Genomic DNA, 18,611 nt, shown 5'->3' on the forward strand with positions numbered 1-18,611 from the left:
GCTGCTTCAAGCGGCCTTCTCCCGCCCGTCCTCCTCGATCAGCATGTCCGGGCGCCCCGTCACCAGCAGCCAGGCGGGCAGCGCCGCCACGCACAGGACGGGCAGCACGGACAGGTCCATCACCACGACGGCCGCCGTGAACAGGCTCAGCCAGCCCTGCCGCGTCGTGGCGAGCAGCACGCCCAGGATCGCGCAGGTGATGGCCAGGGCAGGGGGCACGCCGTCCACGAGCGCGTGCGCGAGCATGCCGAGCGCCACGCCCACGAAGACCGCGGGGAAGATCCGCCCGCCCCGGAATCCGCAGGTGGCGGCCACGCAGAGCGCCAGGAGTTTCACCACCGCGAGCAGCAGCAGATTGCCCGCGTCGTGGTCGCCTGCCTCCGCCGTCAGCTCCTTCATCTCCTCCAGGCCCTTGAAGAGCGTCAGGTGCCCGCCGAGCGCGCCCAGGGCGCCGAGCACGAGCCCGCCCACGGTCAGCATCAGCACGGGGTGCCCGAGCTGGCGGAAGGCGCGGTGGAGGTAGGGGAAGGCGTACACGGCGCACAGCCCGACGGCCGCCGCCGCGGTGCTGACGACCATCGCGGAGAGGATGTCGCCCCAGTGCGGCCCCGAGTACGCCTCGACGTCGATCTGGAACGTCGGGTGCGCGACGAGCACCGTGGTCAGCGCCCCCGCGCCGGCCGCGACCAGCGGCGCGAACAGCCGGTCCCACAGCGGTCGCGGGTCCGGGCCGGGGGAGGTGACGGTCTCGGAGAGGACGAGCGCCGCCGCGACCGGCGTGCCGAAGAGCGCCCCGATCGTCCCGGCCGCCGCGAGGCCCACCCAGTCCGACCCGGTCGTACGGGGCATCGCCCGCATCCCCAGCGCATAGGCGAGGGCGATGTTGATCGCCGTGATCGGATTCTCCGGGCCGAGGCTGACACCGCCCGCCAGGCCCACGATCACGGCCAGCGCGACACCCGGCAGCACCCGGACCGGCAGCGGCGGATCGACCAGGCCCAGCGTCGCGGGGTCGGGCCCGGCGTGCCCGGGGACCTTCCACACGATCAGGCCGACGACGAGCCCCGCCGCGGTGAGCACGCCGATGATCCACCCCGCCGACGTGCCGGAGACGCCGACCGCGTCCGGCAGCGCGTCCCACAGCAGATCCTGCAACCGCTCGGCGACGAAGCTGAGCAGCAGCAGGACCAGGCTGGACCCGACGCCCACCAGCAGCGCGGGAAACACCAGGGGAAGCAGGGCGCGCGCCTGCGGCGTCCAGAGGGCGGAGCCGCGGCCCGGTGTGGATGTCTCGGTCATGAACCCTCCGGGGCGGCCCCCGCCTCCTCGACGGTCAGGTGGCGGGCGGCGGAGTGACGGGACCCGGGGGCTCGTCGGCCGGCCCGCGGTGCGCACCGGAACCCTCGGCGAACGGGCCGGGCCCGGACGAGGTGGCCCTGGGCTCCCAGCCGCCACCCGCCCCCGCGTCACGGCGGCCGTCGCGGTCCGAGTGGTCCGTGCAGAGCGCCCAGATGACGAAGACGCCGATGGCGATCGCGATCAGCGCCCAGATCGGCTGGTACGGCAGCCACATGAAGTGCAGGATCACGGAGAGCGACGCGAGCGCGATGCCGCACGCCTTCGCCCAAGCCGCGCCCTTGAGGATGCCGAACCCGGCGACGGCCACCAGGATGCCGAGGACCAGGTGGATCCAGCCCCACGTGGTGAGGTTGAACTTGTAGACGTAGTCGCCGATGCGGGCGTAGACGTCGTCCTTGGCGATGCCCGCGATGCCTTCGAGGATGCCGAGGATGCCGCTGACCAGCATCAGGACACCCGCGAACACCGTGCCGCCTGTAGCCCAGGGGCTCACGCCCCGGGAGTCGCTCGTGCCGCTGCTCATGGGCACCTCTTCTCTTTCGACAGGAACCCTCAGCGTCGGACGGCCCGGGCGAGCGTGCGAGTGGGATTGGGCCGAATGGGGAGTTGCCCGATTAACCCCACCGGACCGGAGTCGGCTGGTTACGCTGGGCTACCGGCTGAACTGCTCGCCGTACGGCGATGGTTATGGGGGTGACCCACGCATGGTCAACATCCGCGACCTCGATCCCAGCGCTTCCCCGCTGGACTACTACGGGGCGGAACTGCGGCGCCTGCGGGAGGCGGCGGGACTCAAACAGGGGCAGCTGGGCAGCTGCATCTTCTGTACGGCGTCCCTGATCGGCCAGATCGAGACGGCGAAGAAGGTGCCGACGAGGGACTTCTCGGAGCGGGTGGATGCGGCGCTGGGGACGGATGGGTTCTTCTCGCGTTTAGTGGGGTTGGTGCTGAAGAGTCAGCTGCCGCCGTGGTTCCAGCAGTATGCGGAGCTTGAGGCGAAGGCCACGTACATCTCCACGTATCAGGCCCAGTTGGTCTACGGGCTTCTCCAGACGGAGGGGTACGCCCGCGCTGTCCTGGCCAGCGGCATGCCGAGGAAGCTCGATGAACTGCTGGCCGCGCGCATGGAGCGGCAGCGAATCCTGGAGCGCGAACGCCCACCGTTGTCGCTGGTCGTGCTCGACGAGGCCGTACTGCACCGTCCGATCGGCGGCCGACGTGTCATGCGAGAGCAACTCAGCCACTTGCTGGGCTTCGTGGACCGGCGATGGGTGAGTATCCAGGTGCTCCCCTACGCGGCTGGTGAACACTCCAGCCTGGTCGGCTCGTTCAACCTGCTGCGGTTCGGCGAGGACCCTGAACTCGTCTATACGGAGGACCTGATCTCTGGCCACATGACGGCCAATCCCGAGACTGTTCGCGAAGCCGCCCGCCGTTACGCTAACTTGCAGGCCGCCGCCCTCCCGGAGGGTAAATCGGCGGAGCTGATCAGCCGCGTGATGGAGGAACGTTATGGCGAACAGTCAGGACCTGGCGGACGCGCGGTGGCGTAAGTCGACGTACAGCGGCAACACCGGCGGCGATTGCGTTGAATGCGCCCCGCTCAACGGCGCCGCATGGCGCAAGTCGACGTACAGCGGCAACACCGGCGGCGAGTGCATCGAATTCGCCCCCCGCGAAGGGGCCATCGCCCTTCGGGACAGCAAGAACCCCGAAGAAGGCGCCCTCACCACCACCCCCCGCGCCTTCGCCACCTTCGTCGAGGCCGCAGCCAACGGCACGCTGAGGTGACCGCGGCCTGAGCGGGCCGCTACCCCGCGGAGCCCACCGCCCGGGTGATCTCCGCGGTCATCCGGCGGATGCCCGGCGAACGGGCCGGGCAGGGGCGGGACTTGGCGGTGGTCGGCGCCAGGCAGAAGTGCAGGTAGTCGTCGTCCCGGTGCAGGGCCGTGCGGCCAGAAGAAGGGTCCGTGCAGTACGCCGGGTTCCTCTTCTCGTACGCCGTGCACGGCAGCTTCTCCACCCAGGTGTACCGGTCCGCCGCGGGGGCGACCGCCTTGCCCGCGTCGGCGAGGACCCCGCCGGAGGCCCGTGCCTGGGCCTCGTAGAGGCCGTTGACGCGCCGTACGCGGTCCGGCGTGATCGGGTCGGGGCCCTGGAGGACCCACACGATCCGCGGCCGGTCCGCGCCGGACCCGCCCGCGTCATGGATCTGCGCGGCGAGTTCCTTGGCGTCGGCGGCGTACCGGTCGAAGTACTTTTGCGGTGACTTGTCGTACGTGATGCCGTCCATGCAGGGCGTGTAGCCCCAGGCGTTGCCCCAGAACTGGAGCACGACGTAGTCGGGCCGCTCCGCGCGGACGAGCGCGGCGGCCTTGTCCTTGTCGGGGACGAGGGAGTCCTTGCCGGTGCCGTCGAGGTAGTCGCAGAGGGTGGTGCCCGAGTAGGGCGCGCTGCGGTAGCGGGCGCCGAGGCCGGTGCGGAGCTGGTCGCCGAGGACGTTCTGGTTCTCCATGGCGAGGGAGTCGCCGAGGTAGAGGACCTTGGGGGCGGTGGCCCGGGAGCCCCCGGGCTTGTCCGGTTTCTTCGCCCGGTCGGCCGCGCGGGGGCGGGTGGTCGAGGCGGGGCCCGAGCCGGAGGGCTCGGCGGGCGGCCGGTCCCGCGCGGCGTCGGAGGTCCGCGTCCCGGGAGGGCGGGGGGCCTCGGCGGACTCGCCGCCGGAGCCGGGGTCCCCGCAGGCCCCGAGGAGCAGCACAGCGGCAAGAACCCCGCCGATCCACGGCTTGCGCATACGCCAACTCCCGTTCAGGCGGCCGAAAGAGCCCCTTAGGCAAGCACAGTCACCCGCGTGTGAGAAGACAGGGGTGGCGCTTTGAGCCCCGTATTACCTCGGACGTAATCGACCCGCTCGCGACCGCACGGCAAGCTCAAGGCATCGAAGGAACCACCGGATGAACCAGCCGCAGGAGGCACCCGTCATGTCCGCACACGACACCGCCGCGTACGAGACCGCCGTCGCCCGCTACTTCGAGGCCTGGAACACGCAGGGCGCCGAGGACCTGGCCAAGGCCGTGGCCGCCGCCTGGAGCGAGGGCGGCAGCTACACCGACCCGCTGTCCGACGTCTCGGGGCACGAGGCGCTCGCCGCGGTGATCGCGGGGACGCACGAGCAGTTCCCCGGCTTCGAGTTCCGCCGGATCGGGGCGGTCGACGGCCACCACCACGTGGCGCGCTTCGGCTGGGAACTGGTGTCGCTCGCGGACGGCTCGGCTCCGGTGGCCGGTTTCGACGTCGTCACGCTCGACGAGGACGGCCGGATCGCCACGGTGGCCGGCTTCCTGGACCGCGTTCCCGCGTCCTGAAGCCCTGAGCCCGACTCGTTCCCGGATCCCGTCATTGAAGTTCGCCCTACGAACTAATACAGTTCGTAGGGCGAACCACTTTTCCGTTTCCGGACTTCTGGGAGTGAGAGTCATGACGCGTGCCGTCGTCGCGGTCGTCGGTGGAGGCTACGGAGGATCCGCCGTGGCGAAGGCGCTGGACGACGCCACGGACGTGGTGCTCATCGAGCCCAAGGACGCGTTCGTGCACGCCGCGGGAGCCCTGCGGGCGCTGGTGCGACCGGACTGGGCGGGCAACATGTTCTTCCCGTACGACAGGCTGCTGCGGCGGGGCAGGGTGGTGCGCGAGCGTGCGGCATCGGTGGACGCCGGCGGGGTCACCCTGACGTCGGGCGCCCGCGTCGACGCCGACTACGTGGTCCTGGCCTCGGGCTCCGGCTACCCCTACCCCGCCAAGACGGACACCGACGTGACCAGCGAGGCACTGGAGCGGCTGCGCGCCACGCACGACGAACTCGACCGCGCGGAAGGGGTGCTGCTCCTGGGCGCCGGTCCCGTGGGCCTGGAGCTCGCCGGGGAGATCAAGGCGGTCTGGCCGGACAAGCGGGTGACGGTGGTCGACCCGGCCGAAGAGCTGATGCCGGGCTTCCTGCCCGAGCTGCGCGAGGAACTGCACCGCCAGCTGGCCGAGATGGGCGTGGAGCTGCGGCTCGGCACGAGGCTGTCGCAGGAGCCGCCGGTGGAGCCGGGCCGGACGAAGACGTTCACGGTGGGGACGACGGCCGACGGAGGCGAGGTCACCGCCGACATCTGGTTCCGCTGCCACGGCGTGCGCGTCACCGGCGACTACCTGACCGGCGAGCTGGCGGCGGCCCGCACCCCGAGGGGCGTGCGGGTGACGGAGACGCTGAACGTGCCGGGCCACGACCACGTCTACGCGCTCGGCGACCTCGCCGACCTGGCCGAGGCCAAGCTGGCGGGGAACGCGATGAAGCACGCGGAGGTGGTCGCGCGGAACATCCTCGCCCGGGTGCGGGGCGAGCGGCCGACCGCCGTGCACCGTCCGGCGCCCGTCCCGTCGGTGCTGCTCCCGCTGGGCCCGAAGGGCGGCATCGGGCAGATGGGTACGCCGGAGGGGGCGACGCTGCTTCCGGCCGAGACGGTCAGCGAGTACAAGGGGACGGACCTGCTGACGGGCCGCTTCGCCGAACTCTTCGGCACGGTCTGAGGGCGCGGGCAGGGGTGGGGCGCGGTCCGGCGGCCAGGTCACTGACCAGGAACGATCGGCGGGCGGCGACTATTTTCCGGTGCGGTGTATGGCCTGTGCACGCACGTTAGTGAGGCGTTAGTCAGACGGCGGCGGATCACCAGCGGCGGTGGACAGTCTTGTTCCCACGAGCCCGAACGACCGGAAAGAAACGGGAAGAACATGACGCACACCGCCCTCCGCCCCGCCCGCAAGGTCCGCCACGCCCGCAAGGCCGCGGCCGCCATGGTGATCACGATCGCCGCGTTCGGTCTCACCGCCTGTCAGGGCGGCGGCAGCAACGACGCCTCCGCGTCCTCCTCCGCCACGGCCGCCGAGAAGAGCGGCGGGACCTCCACCGACGCCAAGACGTCGGGCACGGCCGGTTCGTCGTCCGGCACGTCGGGGAAGAAGTGCACGGACCAGATCAACTACGCGGGTGACCCGCGGTCGAACGCCGAGATCAACAGCATCGGCGCGGACACCGGCACCTGCCCCACCCCGGAGAAGGGCGACAAGACGTCCGGCTCGACCGGCTCGTCGTCCGGCACGTCCGGCAAGAAGTGCACGGACCAGATCAACTACGCGGGTGACCCGCGGTCGAACGCCGAGATCAACAGCATCGGCGCGGACACCGGCACCTGCCCCACCCCGGAGAAGGGCGCCAAGCCGTCGGGCACGCCCCACAAGCCCGGGACGAGCTGCACCGACGAGGTCGACTACGCGGGCGACCCGCGCTCGAACGCCGAGATCAACAGCATCGGTGAGGACACGGGCACCTGCCCGCCGGTCAAGAACCGGTGACCGGGCTCGAAGACGTCCCGGTCGGCGGGGTGGCCCTAGTCGCCGAAGACGACCGGCACTTCGTTGTCCCGCACCACCCGGCTGAGCAGCTCCGCCAGCTGCGAGCGCTCCGCCGCGCCGAAGCCCGCCGGCAGGGCGTCGATCCGGCGGCTGGTCTCCGCGTAGAACTCCGTCACGAGGGCGTCCCCCTTGGCCGTCAGCGCGACCTGCACCGCCCGGCCGTCCCGCGGGTCGGGCTCGCGGCGCACCAAGCCGTGCCGGGAACTGCGGTCCACGAGTCCGGTGAGGCTCGACTTCGCCAGACCGAGGACCGCGCCGAGCTCACTCATGCCGTACGCCTGACCCATCAGGACGCAGAGCAACTGGCCCTGCTGCGCGGTCAGGCCGAATTCCCTGGCCGACTCGGCGTACACGGCGTTCACCAGGAACGAGGAGCGCACCAGCGCGGCGGCGACCCCCATCCGCTCTTCCCCGTCGCCCTCGGTATTCCCCATCGGGCCAGAATACGACAGCGGGGAAGAGCGGAATCGGGAAGCCGCCCGACGGACATTCGTGGCACGAACTACCGCCGTGCGCAGGCCGGTGCCGCCACGCTTCGGTGCGTCAGCGGGCCACGTACTGCGTGAGGATCGCCTGCACCTCGTAGATGTCGACGCCCTTGGTGAACGTCTTCTGGATCGGCTCGTGGGTGCCGGAGATCCAGATCTTGAGCTCGGCGTCGAGGTCGAAGTGCCCGGCGGTCTCGACCGAGAAGTGCGTGATGCTGCGGTACGGGACCGAGTGGTACTCGACCTTCTTGCCCGTTATCCCCTGCTTGTCGACGAGCACGAGGCGCCGGTCGGTGAAGAGCATGGTGTCGCGGATCAGCAGGAACGCGGCCTGGACCTGCTCGCCGTGGCCGAGCAGACGCGCGTAGTCCTGCTGCGCGGTCGCCGGGTTGATGGTGTGCGCGTTTCCGAACAGTGCCATGGAAAACCCCCCATTTAGTTGAACCCACAGGAATCTCCGACTGTAACGCGCGCCCTGCGGGGAGAGGCCGCCCAGTTGAGTTCCGCTTCCTTCGGCCGTCCGCCGTTCCGCGGACCCGTGTCACATCTTGCCGAGCGCCCGCGTCAGAGGAGTGGAAGCATCGGCAACGGCATAGGAGATGACCATGGAAGCTCGTCTGAACCTCTTCGGCAGCCCCCTCGTGGGCAAGGTCCTGAAGCACGTCAACGCGGCGGGGAAGGTCGTGTCGGACTCGGCCCTGCCCGCGGCGACCCAGGAACTCGTCAAGATCCGCGCGAGCCAGATCAACGGCTGCGGCTTCTGCACCGACATGCACACCAAGGACGCGACACACGCGGGCGAGACGGCGACGCGCCTGAACCTCGTGGCCGCCTGGCGCGAGGCCAAGGTGTTCAGCGACGCCGAGCGCGCCGCCCTGGAACTCACGGAACAGGGCACGCGCATCGCCGACGCGGCGGGCGGCGTCACGGACGAGGCCTGGGCGGACGCCGCCAAGCACTACGACGACGACCAGCTCGCCGCGCTCGTGTCGCTGATCGCCCTCATCAACGCCTACAACCGCGTGAACGTCATCGTCCGTCAGCCCGCGGGGGACTACCAGCCGGGCCAGTTCGGCTAGCGTCTGCGCCATGTGGGGGACGCTCCCCACATGGCAGGGAGAGTGACGATGGCCGCCGATCCACACCGTGCGACGCCCCCGCGGCGGCGCGACGCGCGACGCAACTGGGACCTCTTGGTGGAGGCGGCCCGCGAGGTGTTCGCGGAGCAGGGCCTGGAGGCGCCGCTGGACGTGATCGCCCGCAGGGCGGGGGTGGGGAACGCGACGCTCTACCGGAACTTCCCCACCCGCGCCGCCCTCGTCGACGCCGTCTTCCGCGACCTCCTGACGGGCACGATGACCGCGGGCGACGCGGCGCGGTCGGCGCCGGACGCCTGGGCCGCCCTGAACGGATACCTCCGGGACGTCTTCGTCACGCTGGCCGCCGACCGCGGCACGAACGACCTCATGACCACGCATCTGGAGGGCGTCGACGCGCTCCAGGCCGTGCACGCGCACAACCGCGAGACGATGGACGTCCTGCTGCGGCGGGGCCGCGAGCAGGGCACGGTCCGGGCGGACGCCACCACCGAGGACGTCCTGTTCGCCCTGGCCGCCCTGGGGCGCGCCATCCCCGCCCTGACCACGGCGACCACCCCCGACGCCTGGCGCCGCCCGCTGGCCCTGCTCCTGGACGGCCTGCGGGCCTCGCCGGGTGCCGGGGAGCTGCCGGGGTCTTCCCTGACGGCCGCTGAACTCGGCCAGGTGCTGGGGGAATTGGGGCCGCACCGGGCGCCTCGCGGCTGACGTGCGGGCCGGGGTCCGGCAGCCGCGGGCGGGTAGCCGCGGGCGGCCTGGCTGCGGGCCGGGTCAGCGGGCGACGGTGAAGGTGGCGGCGCGGGGCACGAACGCGGTGCCGCCGTCCTTGGCCGTCGCCCGCGCCGACACGTGCCAGGTGCCCTCCGGCAGCTCGGCCGCCTCCGCACGCGTGATCTTCAGGGTGTAGGTGCAGCGGGACTTCTCCTCGGTGGTGCCGCGGCAGGTGGCGCCCTCCGCGTGCCGCAGCTCCTTCTCGGTGGGGTCGAGCTTCGAACTCGCGGGCCAGGCCAGGACCTTGAGGTTCTTGACGCCCGAGTCGTCGCTCACGTCCGCGGTGAAGGTGAGCGAGCCGGTGCCGCCGCCGGCCGCCGGGGCGGTGTAGCGGGCGGAGCCGTTCTTGAGGGACGGCTCCGCCGGGTTCGAGGACGGGGAAGAGTTCGAGGACGAGGCCATGGCGATGCCCCCTGCGGCGACCGCGCCGAGGACGGTGACACCGATGAGAGAGGGGACGAGGACGCGCCGGGACACGGGCTTGGACATGGGAGTACCTCCTGGGTGAGACGTGGAAGGAGTGGCGAGCTCGACGTGACCGTGGTCGTGGTCGTGGTCGTGAGCGGCGAGCTCGACGTGACCGTGACCGTGGTCGTGAGAGGCGAGCTCGATGTGATCGAGGCTAGGGCGGGAGGCCCCCCGCCGGCCTCCGGCTGCCGGACGATCGCCGCCTTGAACCAGAGGTGGAGAGCCGCCCCTGCCGTCTCCCACCAGGTCTCCCACCTGGCCCTCCCTATAACCCAGGTACGAGAACGACATCCGCCCCCGGCGGGAGCCGGACCCCCCACCCCCGGCCCTAGCCTTGATCCGTCATGAACCGAACCGACGACCGGCTGCTCCCCGTCCTGCTGATCTGCGCCCAGGCCCTGGTGTGGCCCGGTGCGGCGCTGGCGCGCGGGACCGTCCCGTCCGGTGCCTCCCTCCTCGTGGCGGCTCTGGTGGGCGGAGTGGTGACCGCCGCGCTCACCCTGCGCCGCAGCCGCCCGGCGGTCGCGCTCGTGGTGGTCGCCGCCGCGTGCGCGCTGGGCGCGGGCCCGCTGCCCGCCGGGGCGACGGCGGTGCTCGGGACGGCCGGTGTCGCGCTCGCCCTCTTCGCCGTGGCGACCGGACGCGACACCTTCACCGCCGTCCTGAGCGCGGTGGCACTCGCCGTCTGGCAGCTCCTCCAGGGCATCAGCCTGCACGGCCTGAGCGACCCGAACGGCCTCGACCTCGTCCTGACCGCCCTGCTCTACGCCGCCGCGTGCGGCGCGGGCCTTCTCGTACGGCGAAGGGAGCGCGCGCGGCGGACGGCCGAGGAGCGGCTCAAGCGGGCCGAAGCCGAACGCCACCGGCTCCCGGCGGTCGAACGGCGCCGGATGGAGCGGGAGTTGCACGACGTCAGCGCCCATCACCTGACGGCGGTGGTGGTCACGGTGGGCGCCGCGGTCGGACTACGCGAGCGCCGGCCCGAACTGGCCGCCGAGGCAGCGCGGTTCGCGGTCGACACCGGCCGTGAGGTGACCCGGGCGCTGGGCGCGGTGCGGGCCCCCGCGCCCTCCCGGGACGACCTGCCCTCGCCGGAGGAACGTCTCCGGGGCCTGGTCGCGGGCTTCCGGCGGCTCGACCAGCCGGTCGACCTGGAGATCGACGCCCTGCCGGACGGCGCGGTCGCGGACGCGGCGTACGGCATCGTGCGCGAGGCCCTGACGAACGTGGCCCGGCACGCTCCCGGGGCGCGGACGCGCGTGCTGTGCCGGTACGGCGACACCCGCACGGACGTCGTGATCACCAGCGCGGCGCCGCCGAGCGGTGCGGCGGCCCACGGGGCGGGGCTCGGCGGCGGCCGGGGCCAGGGCTTCCTGCGGTCCCGGGCGCGGGAGGCGGGCGGCACCCTGCACAGCGGGCCGACGGACGAAGGGGGCTGGGAGGTGCGCGCGGCGCTGCCGGGCCGGACCGCGGCTCCGGTCGAGCGGACCGTGACGGGGAAGTACCGCTGGGCGCAGGTGACGGCCGCGGCGGGCCTCATCCTGCAACCACTGCTGCCGGCCCTGGTGATCCGGACGGACACGGCGTCGGCCGCGCAGCACGTCTCCGCGGGCGTGCTCTTCGCGCTCCTCGCCGCGGCCCAGGCGGTGGCACTGCTATGGCTGCGCCGGTCACCCCGTACCGCGCAGGTGGTGCTCTGCGGGCTCGCCCCGCTGTGGCCGGTGGCGATGGCCGCGGGCGACTACAGCGGGCCCGTGCTCCTGCCGCCCGCCCTGAGCCTGCTCGCCACCTGCGTCGCGCTCGCCACGGGGGCGGCGCGCGGGCGCGGGGGCACCGGCCGGAGGTGGGCGGTCGGGGTCGCGCTCGCCGCCGCGCTCGTGCACGCCGCTGCCGCGACCGCCGCCGTGCTGGAGCGGGGGACGGCGGTCCCTGCCTGGGCGGTCGCCGCGGGGGCGGTGGCCGGGGCGTGCCTGGTGGTCGGCGCGGCGCTCGGGGCCGGACGTGCGGCGGGGCGGCGGGACTCGGCGGCCACGGGCGCGCGGCAGGAACGCCTCGCCGCCTGGACCGGGGAGGCCGTGCGCGACGCGTGGGCCGAACGGCGGCGGATCGCGGGGGGCCTGGAGACCACGGTCCTCGCGCGGACCGCGGACATGGTCGCGGAAGCGGAGGCGGGCAGGCTGGAGGCGACGGCGGAGCGTGCCCGGGACGCCCTGGCGGCGATGCGCGCGCTTTTGGACACGGTCCGCGAGGAAGAGGCTTCAGGGAACTCAGGGAACTCAGGGGCTTCGGGAGCCGCGGCGGGCCTCGGAGCTTCGGGTGCGTTGCGTCCGCAGCCCACCCTCCAGGCCCTGGACCTGCTGGCCCGGCAGGTCAGGGCGAGCGGCCGTGAGGTGGAGGTGCGGCTGACCGACCGCGTGCCGGACCGCCTCCCCGTCGGTGTGGACCTGGTCGCCTACAACGCCGCCGAGACGCTGCTCGCGGCGAGCGGCGAGGCACCCGCGGTGCTGGTCCTGGACGCGGACGGGGATACGTTGACGCTGACGGCCACCGGAGTGCCTCCGTCCGCGGGACCCGCCGTACGGGAGCGGCTCGCTGCGCGCGCGGAGGCGCTGGACGGCACCGTGACCCTGTCTCCCGAGGGCACGGTCCGTCTCCGGCTGCCGCTCACGCCACCGGCCGACGGGGAAGCCGGGAAGGCCGGGGGAGCCGGGGAAGCCGGGGAAGAGGAGGGGGCTGGACGATGAGCCTGAAGGTGCTGGTCGTCGACGACCAGGGGATCGTACGGGCGGGGTTCGCCGCGGTGATCGACGCCGAGGACGACATGACGGTCGTCGGCGAGGCCGCCGACGGCGTCGACGCGGTGCGCCTCGCGGCCGAGCTGGCGCCCGACGTGGTCGTCATGGACGTACGGATGCCCGAACTGGACGGGATCGCCGCCACCCGGATCATCACGGGCAAGGAGAACGCGCCCCGGGTCCTGGTCCTGACCACGTTCGACCTCGACGCGTACGTCTTCGACGCCCTGCGCGCGGGAGCCTCGGGCTTCCTGCTCAAGGACGTGCACGCGTCCGAACTGCTGCAAGGCATCCGGGTGGTGGCGGCGGGCGAGAGCGTGCTCGCCCCGTCGGCGACCCGCCGACTGATCGGCCACTACGCGTCCGGGGCCCGCCCCGGAGCGAGTGAGCAGGACCTCGCCACCCTGACCGGCAGCCAGCGCAACGTCCTGACGCTGCTCGCGTCGGGCCTGAACAACGCGGAGATCGCGCAGGAGCTGCGGATCACCGTCGGCACGGTGAAGTCCCACGTGAACGCCCTGCTGCGCAAGCTCGGCCTGCGCGACCGCGTCCAGGCCACGATCCTCGCCTACGACCTGGGCCTGGCCCGCCCGAATCCGCCGGGCACCCATCTCTGACGCGCGTACCGACCGAGAGGCACACCACCCACCATGTCCGTCCCCTTCTTCCGCCGCGTCGCCCCGGGCCGTGCCGTCGCCCTCGGCTACCTCGCGGTCTGCGCCGCCCTGTTGATCTGGGCCCTGGTGGTGTCGGTGACCGACACGTCGGACGAGTCCATGGCGGGCGTCATCCCCCTCCTGGCGACCGCCCCGGCCAGCTTCGTGCTGCTCTTTCTGCCGGACGGCACCGCGATGGTCGTCCTGGCCGTCGCGGTGGGGGCGCTGGTCAACGCGGCGATCATCGACTGGTGCGGAAGGGCGCTGAGCCGGGGCTGAACCGCCATCGGGCCGGGTCTGGGCCGCCGCTGAGCCGCCGCCCTGTTGCTGTTTTGCGCGCGGGGGTGCGCCTTGGTCAGTCGGTGGTGTCCGGGGTCTGCCCCGGCTTGGTGTGGAGGATGGCGCGGGCCTGTTCGGCGGCGCGGGCCGTGCTCTCGGAGACGAAGTCCAGGAAGCGGGCGATGTTTTCGAGGCGGGTGGCGGCCGGGGTACCGGCGCGGAGGACCGGAACGCCCTGGCGCGCGGTCTCGACGACCTGGGCGGTGGCGCGGGCGGTGGCCATCATGGACTGGTAGTAGACGTCGTCGTCGACCACGTAACGCTCGCGTCGCCCTTCGCCGCGCTCCCGGCGGACGAAGCCCTGGCTCTCCAGGAACGTGATCGCCTTGGAGATGGCCGCCGGGCTGACCTGGAGGTGCTCGGCGAGTTCGGCCGCGGTGAGGCTGCCGGAGTCGGTCAGTATGAGGCTGGCCGTCACCCTGGACATCATCGTGGGCATGCCCGAAGCGGTCATCACGCCGGTGAACACCTCCTCGTACGCGCGCACTTCGTCCGCGTCGCGCCCGTGCGGCTGCGGGGAGGACCGCCGGCCATGGTCACGGGGCGCGGCCTTCTTGCGGCGGTGGGCGCGGTGTTCGGTGGCGCGGTGGGCCACTTCCGCGCGGTAGCCGGCCGGGCCGCCGTTGCGCGTCACCTCGCGCGTGACCGTGGAGGTGGGCCGCTCCAGGCGGCGGGCGATCTCGGCGTACGCGTGGCCGTCGGCCAGGCCCAGGGCGATCTGCTGGCGTTCCTGCTGGGTGAGCCTGCCTCCCGGCATCGCGGTCTCCTTCATGGCCCCGGAAACGGTCTCGTGAGGGGCCCGGTGGTGGCTGATGCGCCCGACTATAGCGTTCACTTTCATTTCATTGCAACGCAATGCGGGCGCGTTCGTTGCGTTAAGCGCAAGACCATTGCATCAACTTTCCTACTGCCACCTGCTGTTATCGATTTTCGGCGCAACAACAGTGTTGTCGGATCGGTGAATGCAACGTAGCTTTTCCTTCATCGGAAAGCGCACGCCAACAGGGCGCGCCCCACCGGAGAAGGAGAACCACCATGCAGAAGTTCGCCACCCCCGCCGCCGTCCAGGCCGTCCTCGACATCCCCGCCGGCCGCATCCAGGTCATCGGCGCCGACCGGACCGACACCGTGGTCGAGGTCCGGCCCGCCGACGCCGGCAAGAGCCGCGACGTGCGGACGGCCGAGCAGACCGAGGTCACCTTCACCGACGGCGTCCTGCGGATCCAGGGCCCGGAGGCGACGAACCGCCTCGTCGGCAACGCCGGTTCCGTCGAGGTCACCGTCCAGCTGCCCGCGGGCTCCGGCGTCGAGGCGAAGTCGGCCGCGGCGGAGTTCCGGGGCGTGGGCCGGCTCGGCCACGTCGCCTTTGACGGCGGCCACGGCTCGGTCAAGCTCGACGAGGCGGCGGGCGTCCGCCTCACCGGCCACGACGCCGACATCACGGTCGTCCGCCTGAACGGTTCGGGCGAGATCAGCACCCAGCGGGGCGACGTCCACGTCGGCGAGGCCGCGAACGGCACCCTCGCGGTGACGACCCAGCAGGGCGACATCACCGTCGTCGCCGCCCAGGGGGTCTCCGCCTCCCTGGACGCCGGTACCTCCTACGGCCGCGTCGACAACGCCCTGAAGAACGCCGACGGCGCCGGTGCGGGCCTGGCCATCAAGGCGACGACCTCCCAGGGCGACATCACCGCCCGCAGCCTCTGACACCCGGTTCAACCACGACCCCAGGCAGCGGCGGATGCCGCGCACAACAAAAAGGCCCAGGTCGCCGACCTGGGCCTTAACTATGGAGCGGGTGACGAGAATCGAACTCGCACTCTCAGCTTGGGAAGCTGCGGCCCTTTGGAGCCACTTTGAACGCTGGCCTGGGCGAATGCATGGTCCGTAGCCTCGTTGGGCGCGGCCAGGTTCACTGTGGTTCCCCGCTGTTCCCCGCTCGATCTGGTGCGGTAGTGGTGCGTAGGCGGTTGTTGAAGGAGCAGCGCCTTCAACCGTCAAGATCTTGGTACGGGTGTCTGCTCATGGCTTGGCACCGAGCCCAGCATGCCCAGGCGAGGCGGCTTGTCAGTCCCTGCTGCTACAACATGACCATGACCGACGAGCCTGAGCAGACGGCCGGATATGTCTACATCCTCGTGAACTCATCCGTCCCGGACCTGGTCAAAATCGGATTGACTAGGGGAACTTCCAAGGCGCGCGCAAGTGATCTCTCCCGTAATACTGGAGTCCCGACGCCTTTCGTCGTTGCTTATGACGAACTAGTTGCCGACTGCGCAGAGGTTGAGAAGCGCCTGCATGAGAAATTCTCGCATCAGCGAGTCAATGGTCGTAGGGAGTTCTTTCACGTCACCGCTAAAGAGGCGATTGATGCTCTCCAAAAGATCGCACGCTTCTCGCCTTTTCTCGACAATGAGGAAGTCACCAGGATTAACGTATTGTCAGCCTTCGATGCCCGGTGTCGACGCTGGCTAAGGCGTGACCTGGTGGGCCTCGGCTACCTTCAAACAGTCACGACCTGCGCGCTGGAGACGGTGCGTCAGGAATCATTTGCATCGAGCGACCTAAAGGTTGATAGAGTCGATCTCGACTTCATAGGAAGTGGCGGCCGTCCGACCTTCGACCCGACGCGGGATCCAGAGGAAAATGCGCGCATCTTGCTTGAGATGGATAGCTATTCGCTCATAATGTGCTTCGATTTCATTGAGCATGAAGTCGCCATGTGGATCGATAAAGAATACACAGAGTATGGCCGCATTCCCTTTATTTCGCGGCAGCCAAACTACGAATGGCGCGGCGAGGCGTGATCGAGGTCGGCGGAGTGATTTTGGGCTGGAGAGGACGCCGAGGGGACGTAGTGGCACGGCGCCTGAAACGGCTAAGGGCCAATTCGAACCTGCGACACCCGCTTTAAGGAGTTCGATCAAGGGCTCAGCTCGGCCGTAAGACTGTCTGGGCGCTGTGGCTGAGCGAGATCGCGCACGATCGCTGCTGTATGCAGGCGTTGATGTCAGTCTTGGATGTCAACCGACCGAGATTCATCAGCCTCCCAGCCTGTCTGCTGAGCATGCCTGTTGATCTCATCGGCAGCTGCCTGAAGCACGGCGACACGCGTGCCTTGGCTGAACCCAACGCCGAAGTGTGTTCCTGCTCGGCCGAGGAGGTCCTGAAGGAGCTCAGACACTCGCTCAGCTGCCCCCTCCTCCGCGACGACAGAGGCTAGGGCGTCCTTGAAATCTGGAGCTTTCTCGGCTGCGGCAAACCAAGCCATGAAAATCTCAAGTTCCCTGCTGGGGCGCTCTTCTCTGGTCGCGATCCAGCGAGCCATCTGGGCTGGGTCCACCCAGTCTGGAGATTCTTGATGGCAAGGCTTACAGAGTAGGAGCAGGTTGCTCGCGTCGTCTGGTCCACCGAGGCTGCTGGGGATGATGTGGGCTCGTTCGAGGTTGGCGCGCTGCCATGAGGATTGGGCAGTGGCCCGCTGCCATCGCTCTGAGAACCACCCGCAAGCGAAGCAACACGGCTCATCGAGCAACAGGTGAGGTGCGAATTCCTCCCTTCTCGGGCTTTCGTTCCAGTGCTGCGCAATTTTCCACTTACTCGGTACGGACACAGGCCCCCCTCTGTCTCTGTCTACTGCTCGTAGCATGTCAGGCACCTGTGACATCGGCCGGGTCTTGGTCGAGCGGCCGATAGATGTTGAGCCTGCGAAGGCAGGGCTCTGTCAACACCGCTTTAGGAGCGAGGTTGGGCGGTTACTGAGATGACCTGCGAAGACAGTCTCTGTCGCAAGTCCACGCGCCTGCACTGTCGTTGCCACGGGGTCCCCCTGAGTCCCCGCCCGTTCTGGCACGACAGTGGCACGGCCATGGGCTGTTGTCTGCGGGGCATCAACGGGAGACGCGCTCCCGGCCCCACCAAGTCCGAGGCTGGTGCCCGCGTCGTCGTCCTCCCCGAGTTCCTCCGTCGTGAGGCGGAGTGGCACCTCGACTGGTACACGGAGAAGGCCAAGGGGCCCGATGGGCTGCTCTTCGTGGGTGAGAAGGGGGCGCCCTTTCGGCGCACCAGCTTCGGGCGCAAGTGGCGGCGGGCTCGTGCCGCGGTGGGCCTGCCCGACGACTTCCGGTTCTACGACCTCCGCCACACGGGACACACGCTGACGACCCGCTCGGGCGCCACGCTCAAGGACACGATGGTCCGCGCCGGGCAGTCGTCGGAAAAGGCCGCGCTCGGCTATCAGCATTCTGACGAGGGGCGGCAGCGCGACGTAGCAGCAGGCCTAGACAGCTTGGTACGTGCCGAGCGTGCGAAGGGACCGCGTGATGAGACTCGAACGAGGCGCGTGTGAGACAGAGTTGTGTGGTCAAAAGATCTCGCACCGTCTGGGCGGTACGACTAGCATTGTCGTCCTGTTTCGGGACGGGAAGACACATGAGCAGTGTGAGTGCACAGCAGTACCGTGAGGCCGCTGAGAAGCTGATTGCTGATTACAAGGCGGCCCGACCGATTGAGACGAAGCAGCGCAAGTACCGATCTGTGCTTCTGGGGCACGGCTGGTGCACTGAAGTCCACCGCCTTGCTGAAGCATCCCTGCGTCTTGTCGATTGCGGACATCGGCACGAGGCGTTGATCCTACTGCGCACCATGGTGGAAACCACCGTTAGCTTGCACTGGCTCTCACAAAAGGGGGACGACGCCGCGCTGGGGGTGTTCGCTGAGGGAACGCGATCTAACCGGAACGCGGCGCAGGACATGCAAAAGGGCTTCAATGTCCCGCAGGACCTCATGGATGCGATCTTGAATGCGCCAGTGGAGAAGACCGACGAGAGCGAGATCTTTCGGAGGTTCCAGGCTCAGTGTGACGAGATCGATTCCAAGCGGGAGCTCTACTCGGTCTATCGCTATCTCTGTGGCTACGCTCACCCCAGTGCTGTGAGTGCCTCTGCTTTCATCGAGTGGAGGTCTAAGCCTCCCAGCCTGCGCACCGTGCCCAAGCGCGGCGATGCATCTGTGGTGGAAGCAACCCTTGCCATGTGCCTGGTGTGGGCGGGGAGGGCTCTCGACCAGATGATCAATGGCAAGCCGCGCAAGCAGATTTTGCGCGCAACGGCGAAGGAGCTGGGCCTGCCGCCGATCTTGCCTGCGATCCACTAGCGGTGCGGGGTGACGGCCTAGTGGTGCGGTTGT

The 18,611-nt window shown here is 70.2% G+C and carries 20 protein-coding genes and 3 pseudogenes; 14 read left to right on the forward strand and 9 right to left on the reverse strand.

Annotated features, from left to right (window positions below):
• Positions 1–6 precede the first annotated feature (6 nt).
• Both QBL25_RS22145 and QBL25_RS22150 read right to left on the reverse strand, forming a co-directional pair.
• On the reverse strand, positions 7–1,299 hold the full coding sequence (locus tag QBL25_RS22145; protein WP_409058762.1) for an ion channel protein: 1,293 nt from the start codon (positions 1,297–1,299) through the stop codon (positions 7–9).
• A gap of 184 nt (positions 1,300–1,483) precedes the next feature.
• Positions 1,484–1,882 (reverse strand): annotated as a pseudogene (locus QBL25_RS22150) (hypothetical protein); the annotation flags it as partial.
• A 181-nt stretch (positions 1,883–2,063) separates the two neighbouring features.
• On the opposite strand from QBL25_RS22150, the gene QBL25_RS22155 reads away from it, so the two are divergent.
• Both QBL25_RS22155 and QBL25_RS22160 read left to right on the forward strand, forming a co-directional pair.
• Positions 2,064–2,912: a helix-turn-helix domain-containing protein gene (locus tag QBL25_RS22155; protein WP_409058763.1), complete on the forward strand. Its 849-nt coding sequence runs from the start codon at positions 2,064–2,066 to the stop codon at positions 2,910–2,912.
• The gene (locus QBL25_RS22160) at positions 2,872–3,150 is read left to right on the forward strand and encodes a DUF397 domain-containing protein (protein ID WP_409058764.1); all 279 of its coding nucleotides are present in this window, start codon (positions 2,872–2,874) and stop codon (positions 3,148–3,150) included. The genes QBL25_RS22155 and QBL25_RS22160 overlap by 41 nt, the downstream gene beginning before the upstream one ends.
• Positions 3,151–3,169: 19 nt before the next feature.
• On the opposite strand, the gene QBL25_RS22165 is transcribed toward QBL25_RS22160, so the two are convergent.
• Complete coding sequence (locus QBL25_RS22165; protein ID WP_409058765.1) at positions 3,170–4,150, reverse strand: SGNH/GDSL hydrolase family protein; 981 nt, start codon at positions 4,148–4,150, stop codon at positions 3,170–3,172.
• 187 nt (positions 4,151–4,337) lie between these two features.
• Between QBL25_RS22165 and QBL25_RS22170 the strand changes: the two genes are divergently transcribed.
• The 3 genes from QBL25_RS22170 (at position 4,338) to QBL25_RS22180 (ending at position 6,750) form a co-directional block, all read left to right on the forward strand.
• Positions 4,338–4,721: a nuclear transport factor 2 family protein gene (locus tag QBL25_RS22170; protein WP_409062735.1), complete on the forward strand. Its 384-nt coding sequence runs from the start codon at positions 4,338–4,340 to the stop codon at positions 4,719–4,721.
• Positions 4,722–4,833: 112 nt separating this feature from the next.
• Positions 4,834–5,928, forward strand: a complete 1,095-nt coding sequence (locus QBL25_RS22175) for an FAD-dependent oxidoreductase (protein WP_409058766.1) — start codon at positions 4,834–4,836, stop codon at positions 5,926–5,928.
• A gap of 201 nt (positions 5,929–6,129) precedes the next feature.
• Positions 6,130–6,750 carry a hypothetical protein gene (locus tag QBL25_RS22180; RefSeq protein ID WP_409058767.1) on the forward strand — a complete coding sequence of 207 codons (621 nt, stop codon included), beginning with the start codon at positions 6,130–6,132 and terminating at the stop codon, positions 6,748–6,750.
• Positions 6,751–6,785: 35 nt separating this feature from the next.
• Here the strand turns inward: QBL25_RS22180 and QBL25_RS22185 are convergent, their stop codons facing one another.
• Together QBL25_RS22185 and QBL25_RS22190 are read right to left on the reverse strand one after the other, a co-directional pair.
• Positions 6,786–7,211: a MarR family winged helix-turn-helix transcriptional regulator gene (locus QBL25_RS22185; protein ID WP_409062736.1), complete on the reverse strand. Its 426-nt coding sequence runs from the start codon at positions 7,209–7,211 to the stop codon at positions 6,786–6,788.
• 142 nt (positions 7,212–7,353) lie between these two features.
• Positions 7,354–7,719 (reverse strand): PH domain-containing protein, encoded by a 366-nt coding sequence (locus tag QBL25_RS22190; protein ID WP_361190664.1) that lies wholly within the window; start codon positions 7,717–7,719, stop codon positions 7,354–7,356.
• Positions 7,720–7,903: 184 nt separating this feature from the next.
• Between QBL25_RS22190 and QBL25_RS22195 the strand changes: the two genes are divergently transcribed.
• On the forward strand, positions 7,904–8,377 hold the full coding sequence (locus QBL25_RS22195) for a carboxymuconolactone decarboxylase family protein (RefSeq protein WP_409058768.1): 474 nt from the start codon (positions 7,904–7,906) through the stop codon (positions 8,375–8,377).
• Positions 8,378–8,425: 48 nt separating this feature from the next.
• A complete protein-coding gene (locus QBL25_RS22200; RefSeq protein WP_409058769.1) occupies positions 8,426–9,103 on the forward strand; it encodes a TetR/AcrR family transcriptional regulator in 678 nt (225 codons plus the stop codon).
• A 63-nt stretch (positions 9,104–9,166) separates the two neighbouring features.
• Here the strand turns inward: QBL25_RS22200 and QBL25_RS22205 are convergent, their stop codons facing one another.
• Positions 9,167–9,643, reverse strand: a complete 477-nt coding sequence (locus QBL25_RS22205; RefSeq protein ID WP_409062737.1) for a DUF5707 domain-containing protein — start codon at positions 9,641–9,643, stop codon at positions 9,167–9,169.
• 335 nt (positions 9,644–9,978) lie between these two features.
• Here QBL25_RS22205 and QBL25_RS22210 point away from each other — a divergent pair, with 335 nt between their 5' ends.
• From QBL25_RS22210 to QBL25_RS22220, 3 genes are read left to right on the forward strand one after another with little or no spacing between them, the layout of a single operon-like run.
• Positions 9,979–12,378 (forward strand): histidine kinase, encoded by a 2,400-nt coding sequence (locus tag QBL25_RS22210; RefSeq protein WP_409058770.1) that lies wholly within the window; start codon positions 9,979–9,981, stop codon positions 12,376–12,378.
• On the forward strand, positions 12,375–13,046 hold the full coding sequence (locus tag QBL25_RS22215; protein WP_409058771.1) for a response regulator: 672 nt from the start codon (positions 12,375–12,377) through the stop codon (positions 13,044–13,046). Before QBL25_RS22210 ends, QBL25_RS22215 begins: the two co-directional genes overlap by 4 nt.
• Before the next feature lie 33 nt (positions 13,047–13,079).
• The gene (locus QBL25_RS22220; protein ID WP_409058772.1) at positions 13,080–13,364 is read left to right on the forward strand and encodes an SCO4225 family membrane protein; all 285 of its coding nucleotides are present in this window, start codon (positions 13,080–13,082) and stop codon (positions 13,362–13,364) included.
• A gap of 76 nt (positions 13,365–13,440) precedes the next feature.
• On the opposite strand, the gene QBL25_RS22225 is transcribed toward QBL25_RS22220, so the two are convergent.
• The gene (locus QBL25_RS22225) at positions 13,441–14,181 is read right to left on the reverse strand and encodes a helix-turn-helix domain-containing protein (protein WP_409058773.1); all 741 of its coding nucleotides are present in this window, start codon (positions 14,179–14,181) and stop codon (positions 13,441–13,443) included.
• A gap of 278 nt (positions 14,182–14,459) precedes the next feature.
• On the opposite strand from QBL25_RS22225, the gene QBL25_RS22230 reads away from it, so the two are divergent.
• Together QBL25_RS22230 and QBL25_RS22235 are read left to right on the forward strand one after the other, a co-directional pair.
• Entirely contained in the window at positions 14,460–15,131 is a 672-nt protein-coding gene (locus tag QBL25_RS22230; protein WP_409058774.1) for a DUF4097 family beta strand repeat-containing protein, read from the forward strand.
• A gap of 386 nt (positions 15,132–15,517) precedes the next feature.
• Positions 15,518–16,231: a GIY-YIG nuclease family protein gene (locus tag QBL25_RS22235; RefSeq protein ID WP_409058775.1), complete on the forward strand. Its 714-nt coding sequence runs from the start codon at positions 15,518–15,520 to the stop codon at positions 16,229–16,231.
• Positions 16,232–16,434: 203 nt separating this feature from the next.
• Here the strand turns inward: QBL25_RS22235 and QBL25_RS22240 are convergent, their stop codons facing one another.
• Together QBL25_RS22240 and QBL25_RS22245 are read right to left on the reverse strand one after the other, a co-directional pair.
• On the reverse strand, positions 16,435–16,752 hold the full coding sequence (locus QBL25_RS22240; RefSeq protein ID WP_409062974.1) for a hypothetical protein: 318 nt from the start codon (positions 16,750–16,752) through the stop codon (positions 16,435–16,437).
• A gap of 15 nt (positions 16,753–16,767) precedes the next feature.
• Positions 16,768–17,091: pseudogene (locus QBL25_RS22245) on the reverse strand (HNH endonuclease); the annotation flags it as partial.
• A 228-nt stretch (positions 17,092–17,319) separates the two neighbouring features.
• Between QBL25_RS22245 and QBL25_RS22250 the strand changes: the two are divergent.
• Both QBL25_RS22250 and QBL25_RS22255 read left to right on the forward strand, forming a co-directional pair.
• Positions 17,320–17,772, forward strand: a pseudogene (locus QBL25_RS22250) (tyrosine-type recombinase/integrase); the annotation flags it as partial.
• A gap of 83 nt (positions 17,773–17,855) precedes the next feature.
• Positions 17,856–18,578 carry a DUF5677 domain-containing protein gene (locus QBL25_RS22255; protein WP_409058776.1) on the forward strand — a complete coding sequence of 241 codons (723 nt, stop codon included), beginning with the start codon at positions 17,856–17,858 and terminating at the stop codon, positions 18,576–18,578.
• The last annotated feature ends 33 nt before the right edge of the window (positions 18,579–18,611 follow it).

This window comes from Streptomyces sp. SYP-A7185 (assembly GCF_046103685.1).
GTDB lineage: Bacteria > Actinomycetota > Actinomycetes > Streptomycetales > Streptomycetaceae > Streptomyces.

What these genes read in the sequence shown, in the direction of transcription:
- QBL25_RS22175 (WP_409058766.1), top strand. Translation starts at nt 4,834, where the DNA reads ATGACGCGTGCCGTCGTCGCGGTCGTCGGTGGAGGCTACGGAGGATCC.
- QBL25_RS22225 (WP_409058773.1), bottom strand. Translation starts at nt 14,181, where the DNA reads ATGCCGGGAGGCAGGCTCACCCAGCAGGAACGCCAGCAGATCGCCCTG.
- QBL25_RS22200 (WP_409058769.1), top strand. Translation starts at nt 8,426, where the DNA reads ATGGCCGCCGATCCACACCGTGCGACGCCCCCGCGGCGGCGCGACGCG.
- QBL25_RS22195 (WP_409058768.1), top strand. Translation starts at nt 7,904, where the DNA reads ATGGAAGCTCGTCTGAACCTCTTCGGCAGCCCCCTCGTGGGCAAGGTC.
- QBL25_RS22165 (WP_409058765.1), bottom strand. Translation starts at nt 4,150, where the DNA reads ATGCGCAAGCCGTGGATCGGCGGGGTTCTTGCCGCTGTGCTGCTCCTC.
- QBL25_RS22170 (WP_409062735.1), top strand. Translation starts at nt 4,338, where the DNA reads ATGTCCGCACACGACACCGCCGCGTACGAGACCGCCGTCGCCCGCTAC.
- QBL25_RS22230 (WP_409058774.1), top strand. Translation starts at nt 14,460, where the DNA reads ATGCAGAAGTTCGCCACCCCCGCCGCCGTCCAGGCCGTCCTCGACATC.
- QBL25_RS22255 (WP_409058776.1), top strand. Translation starts at nt 17,856, where the DNA reads ATGAGCAGTGTGAGTGCACAGCAGTACCGTGAGGCCGCTGAGAAGCTG.
- QBL25_RS22220 (WP_409058772.1), top strand. Translation starts at nt 13,080, where the DNA reads ATGTCCGTCCCCTTCTTCCGCCGCGTCGCCCCGGGCCGTGCCGTCGCC.
- QBL25_RS22210 (WP_409058770.1), top strand. Translation starts at nt 9,979, where the DNA reads ATGAACCGAACCGACGACCGGCTGCTCCCCGTCCTGCTGATCTGCGCC.
- QBL25_RS22240 (WP_409062974.1), bottom strand. Translation starts at nt 16,752, where the DNA reads ATGGCTCGCTGGATCGCGACCAGAGAAGAGCGCCCCAGCAGGGAACTT.
- QBL25_RS22160 (WP_409058764.1), top strand. Translation starts at nt 2,872, where the DNA reads ATGGCGAACAGTCAGGACCTGGCGGACGCGCGGTGGCGTAAGTCGACG.
- QBL25_RS22215 (WP_409058771.1), top strand. Translation starts at nt 12,375, where the DNA reads ATGAGCCTGAAGGTGCTGGTCGTCGACGACCAGGGGATCGTACGGGCG.
- QBL25_RS22155 (WP_409058763.1), top strand. Translation starts at nt 2,064, where the DNA reads ATGGTCAACATCCGCGACCTCGATCCCAGCGCTTCCCCGCTGGACTAC.
- QBL25_RS22190 (WP_361190664.1), bottom strand. Translation starts at nt 7,719, where the DNA reads ATGGCACTGTTCGGAAACGCGCACACCATCAACCCGGCGACCGCGCAG.
- QBL25_RS22145 (WP_409058762.1), bottom strand. Translation starts at nt 1,299, where the DNA reads ATGACCGAGACATCCACACCGGGCCGCGGCTCCGCCCTCTGGACGCCG.
- QBL25_RS22180 (WP_409058767.1), top strand. Translation starts at nt 6,130, where the DNA reads ATGACGCACACCGCCCTCCGCCCCGCCCGCAAGGTCCGCCACGCCCGC.
- QBL25_RS22235 (WP_409058775.1), top strand. Translation starts at nt 15,518, where the DNA reads ATGACCGACGAGCCTGAGCAGACGGCCGGATATGTCTACATCCTCGTG.
- QBL25_RS22185 (WP_409062736.1), bottom strand. Translation starts at nt 7,211, where the DNA reads ATGGGGGTCGCCGCCGCGCTGGTGCGCTCCTCGTTCCTGGTGAACGCC.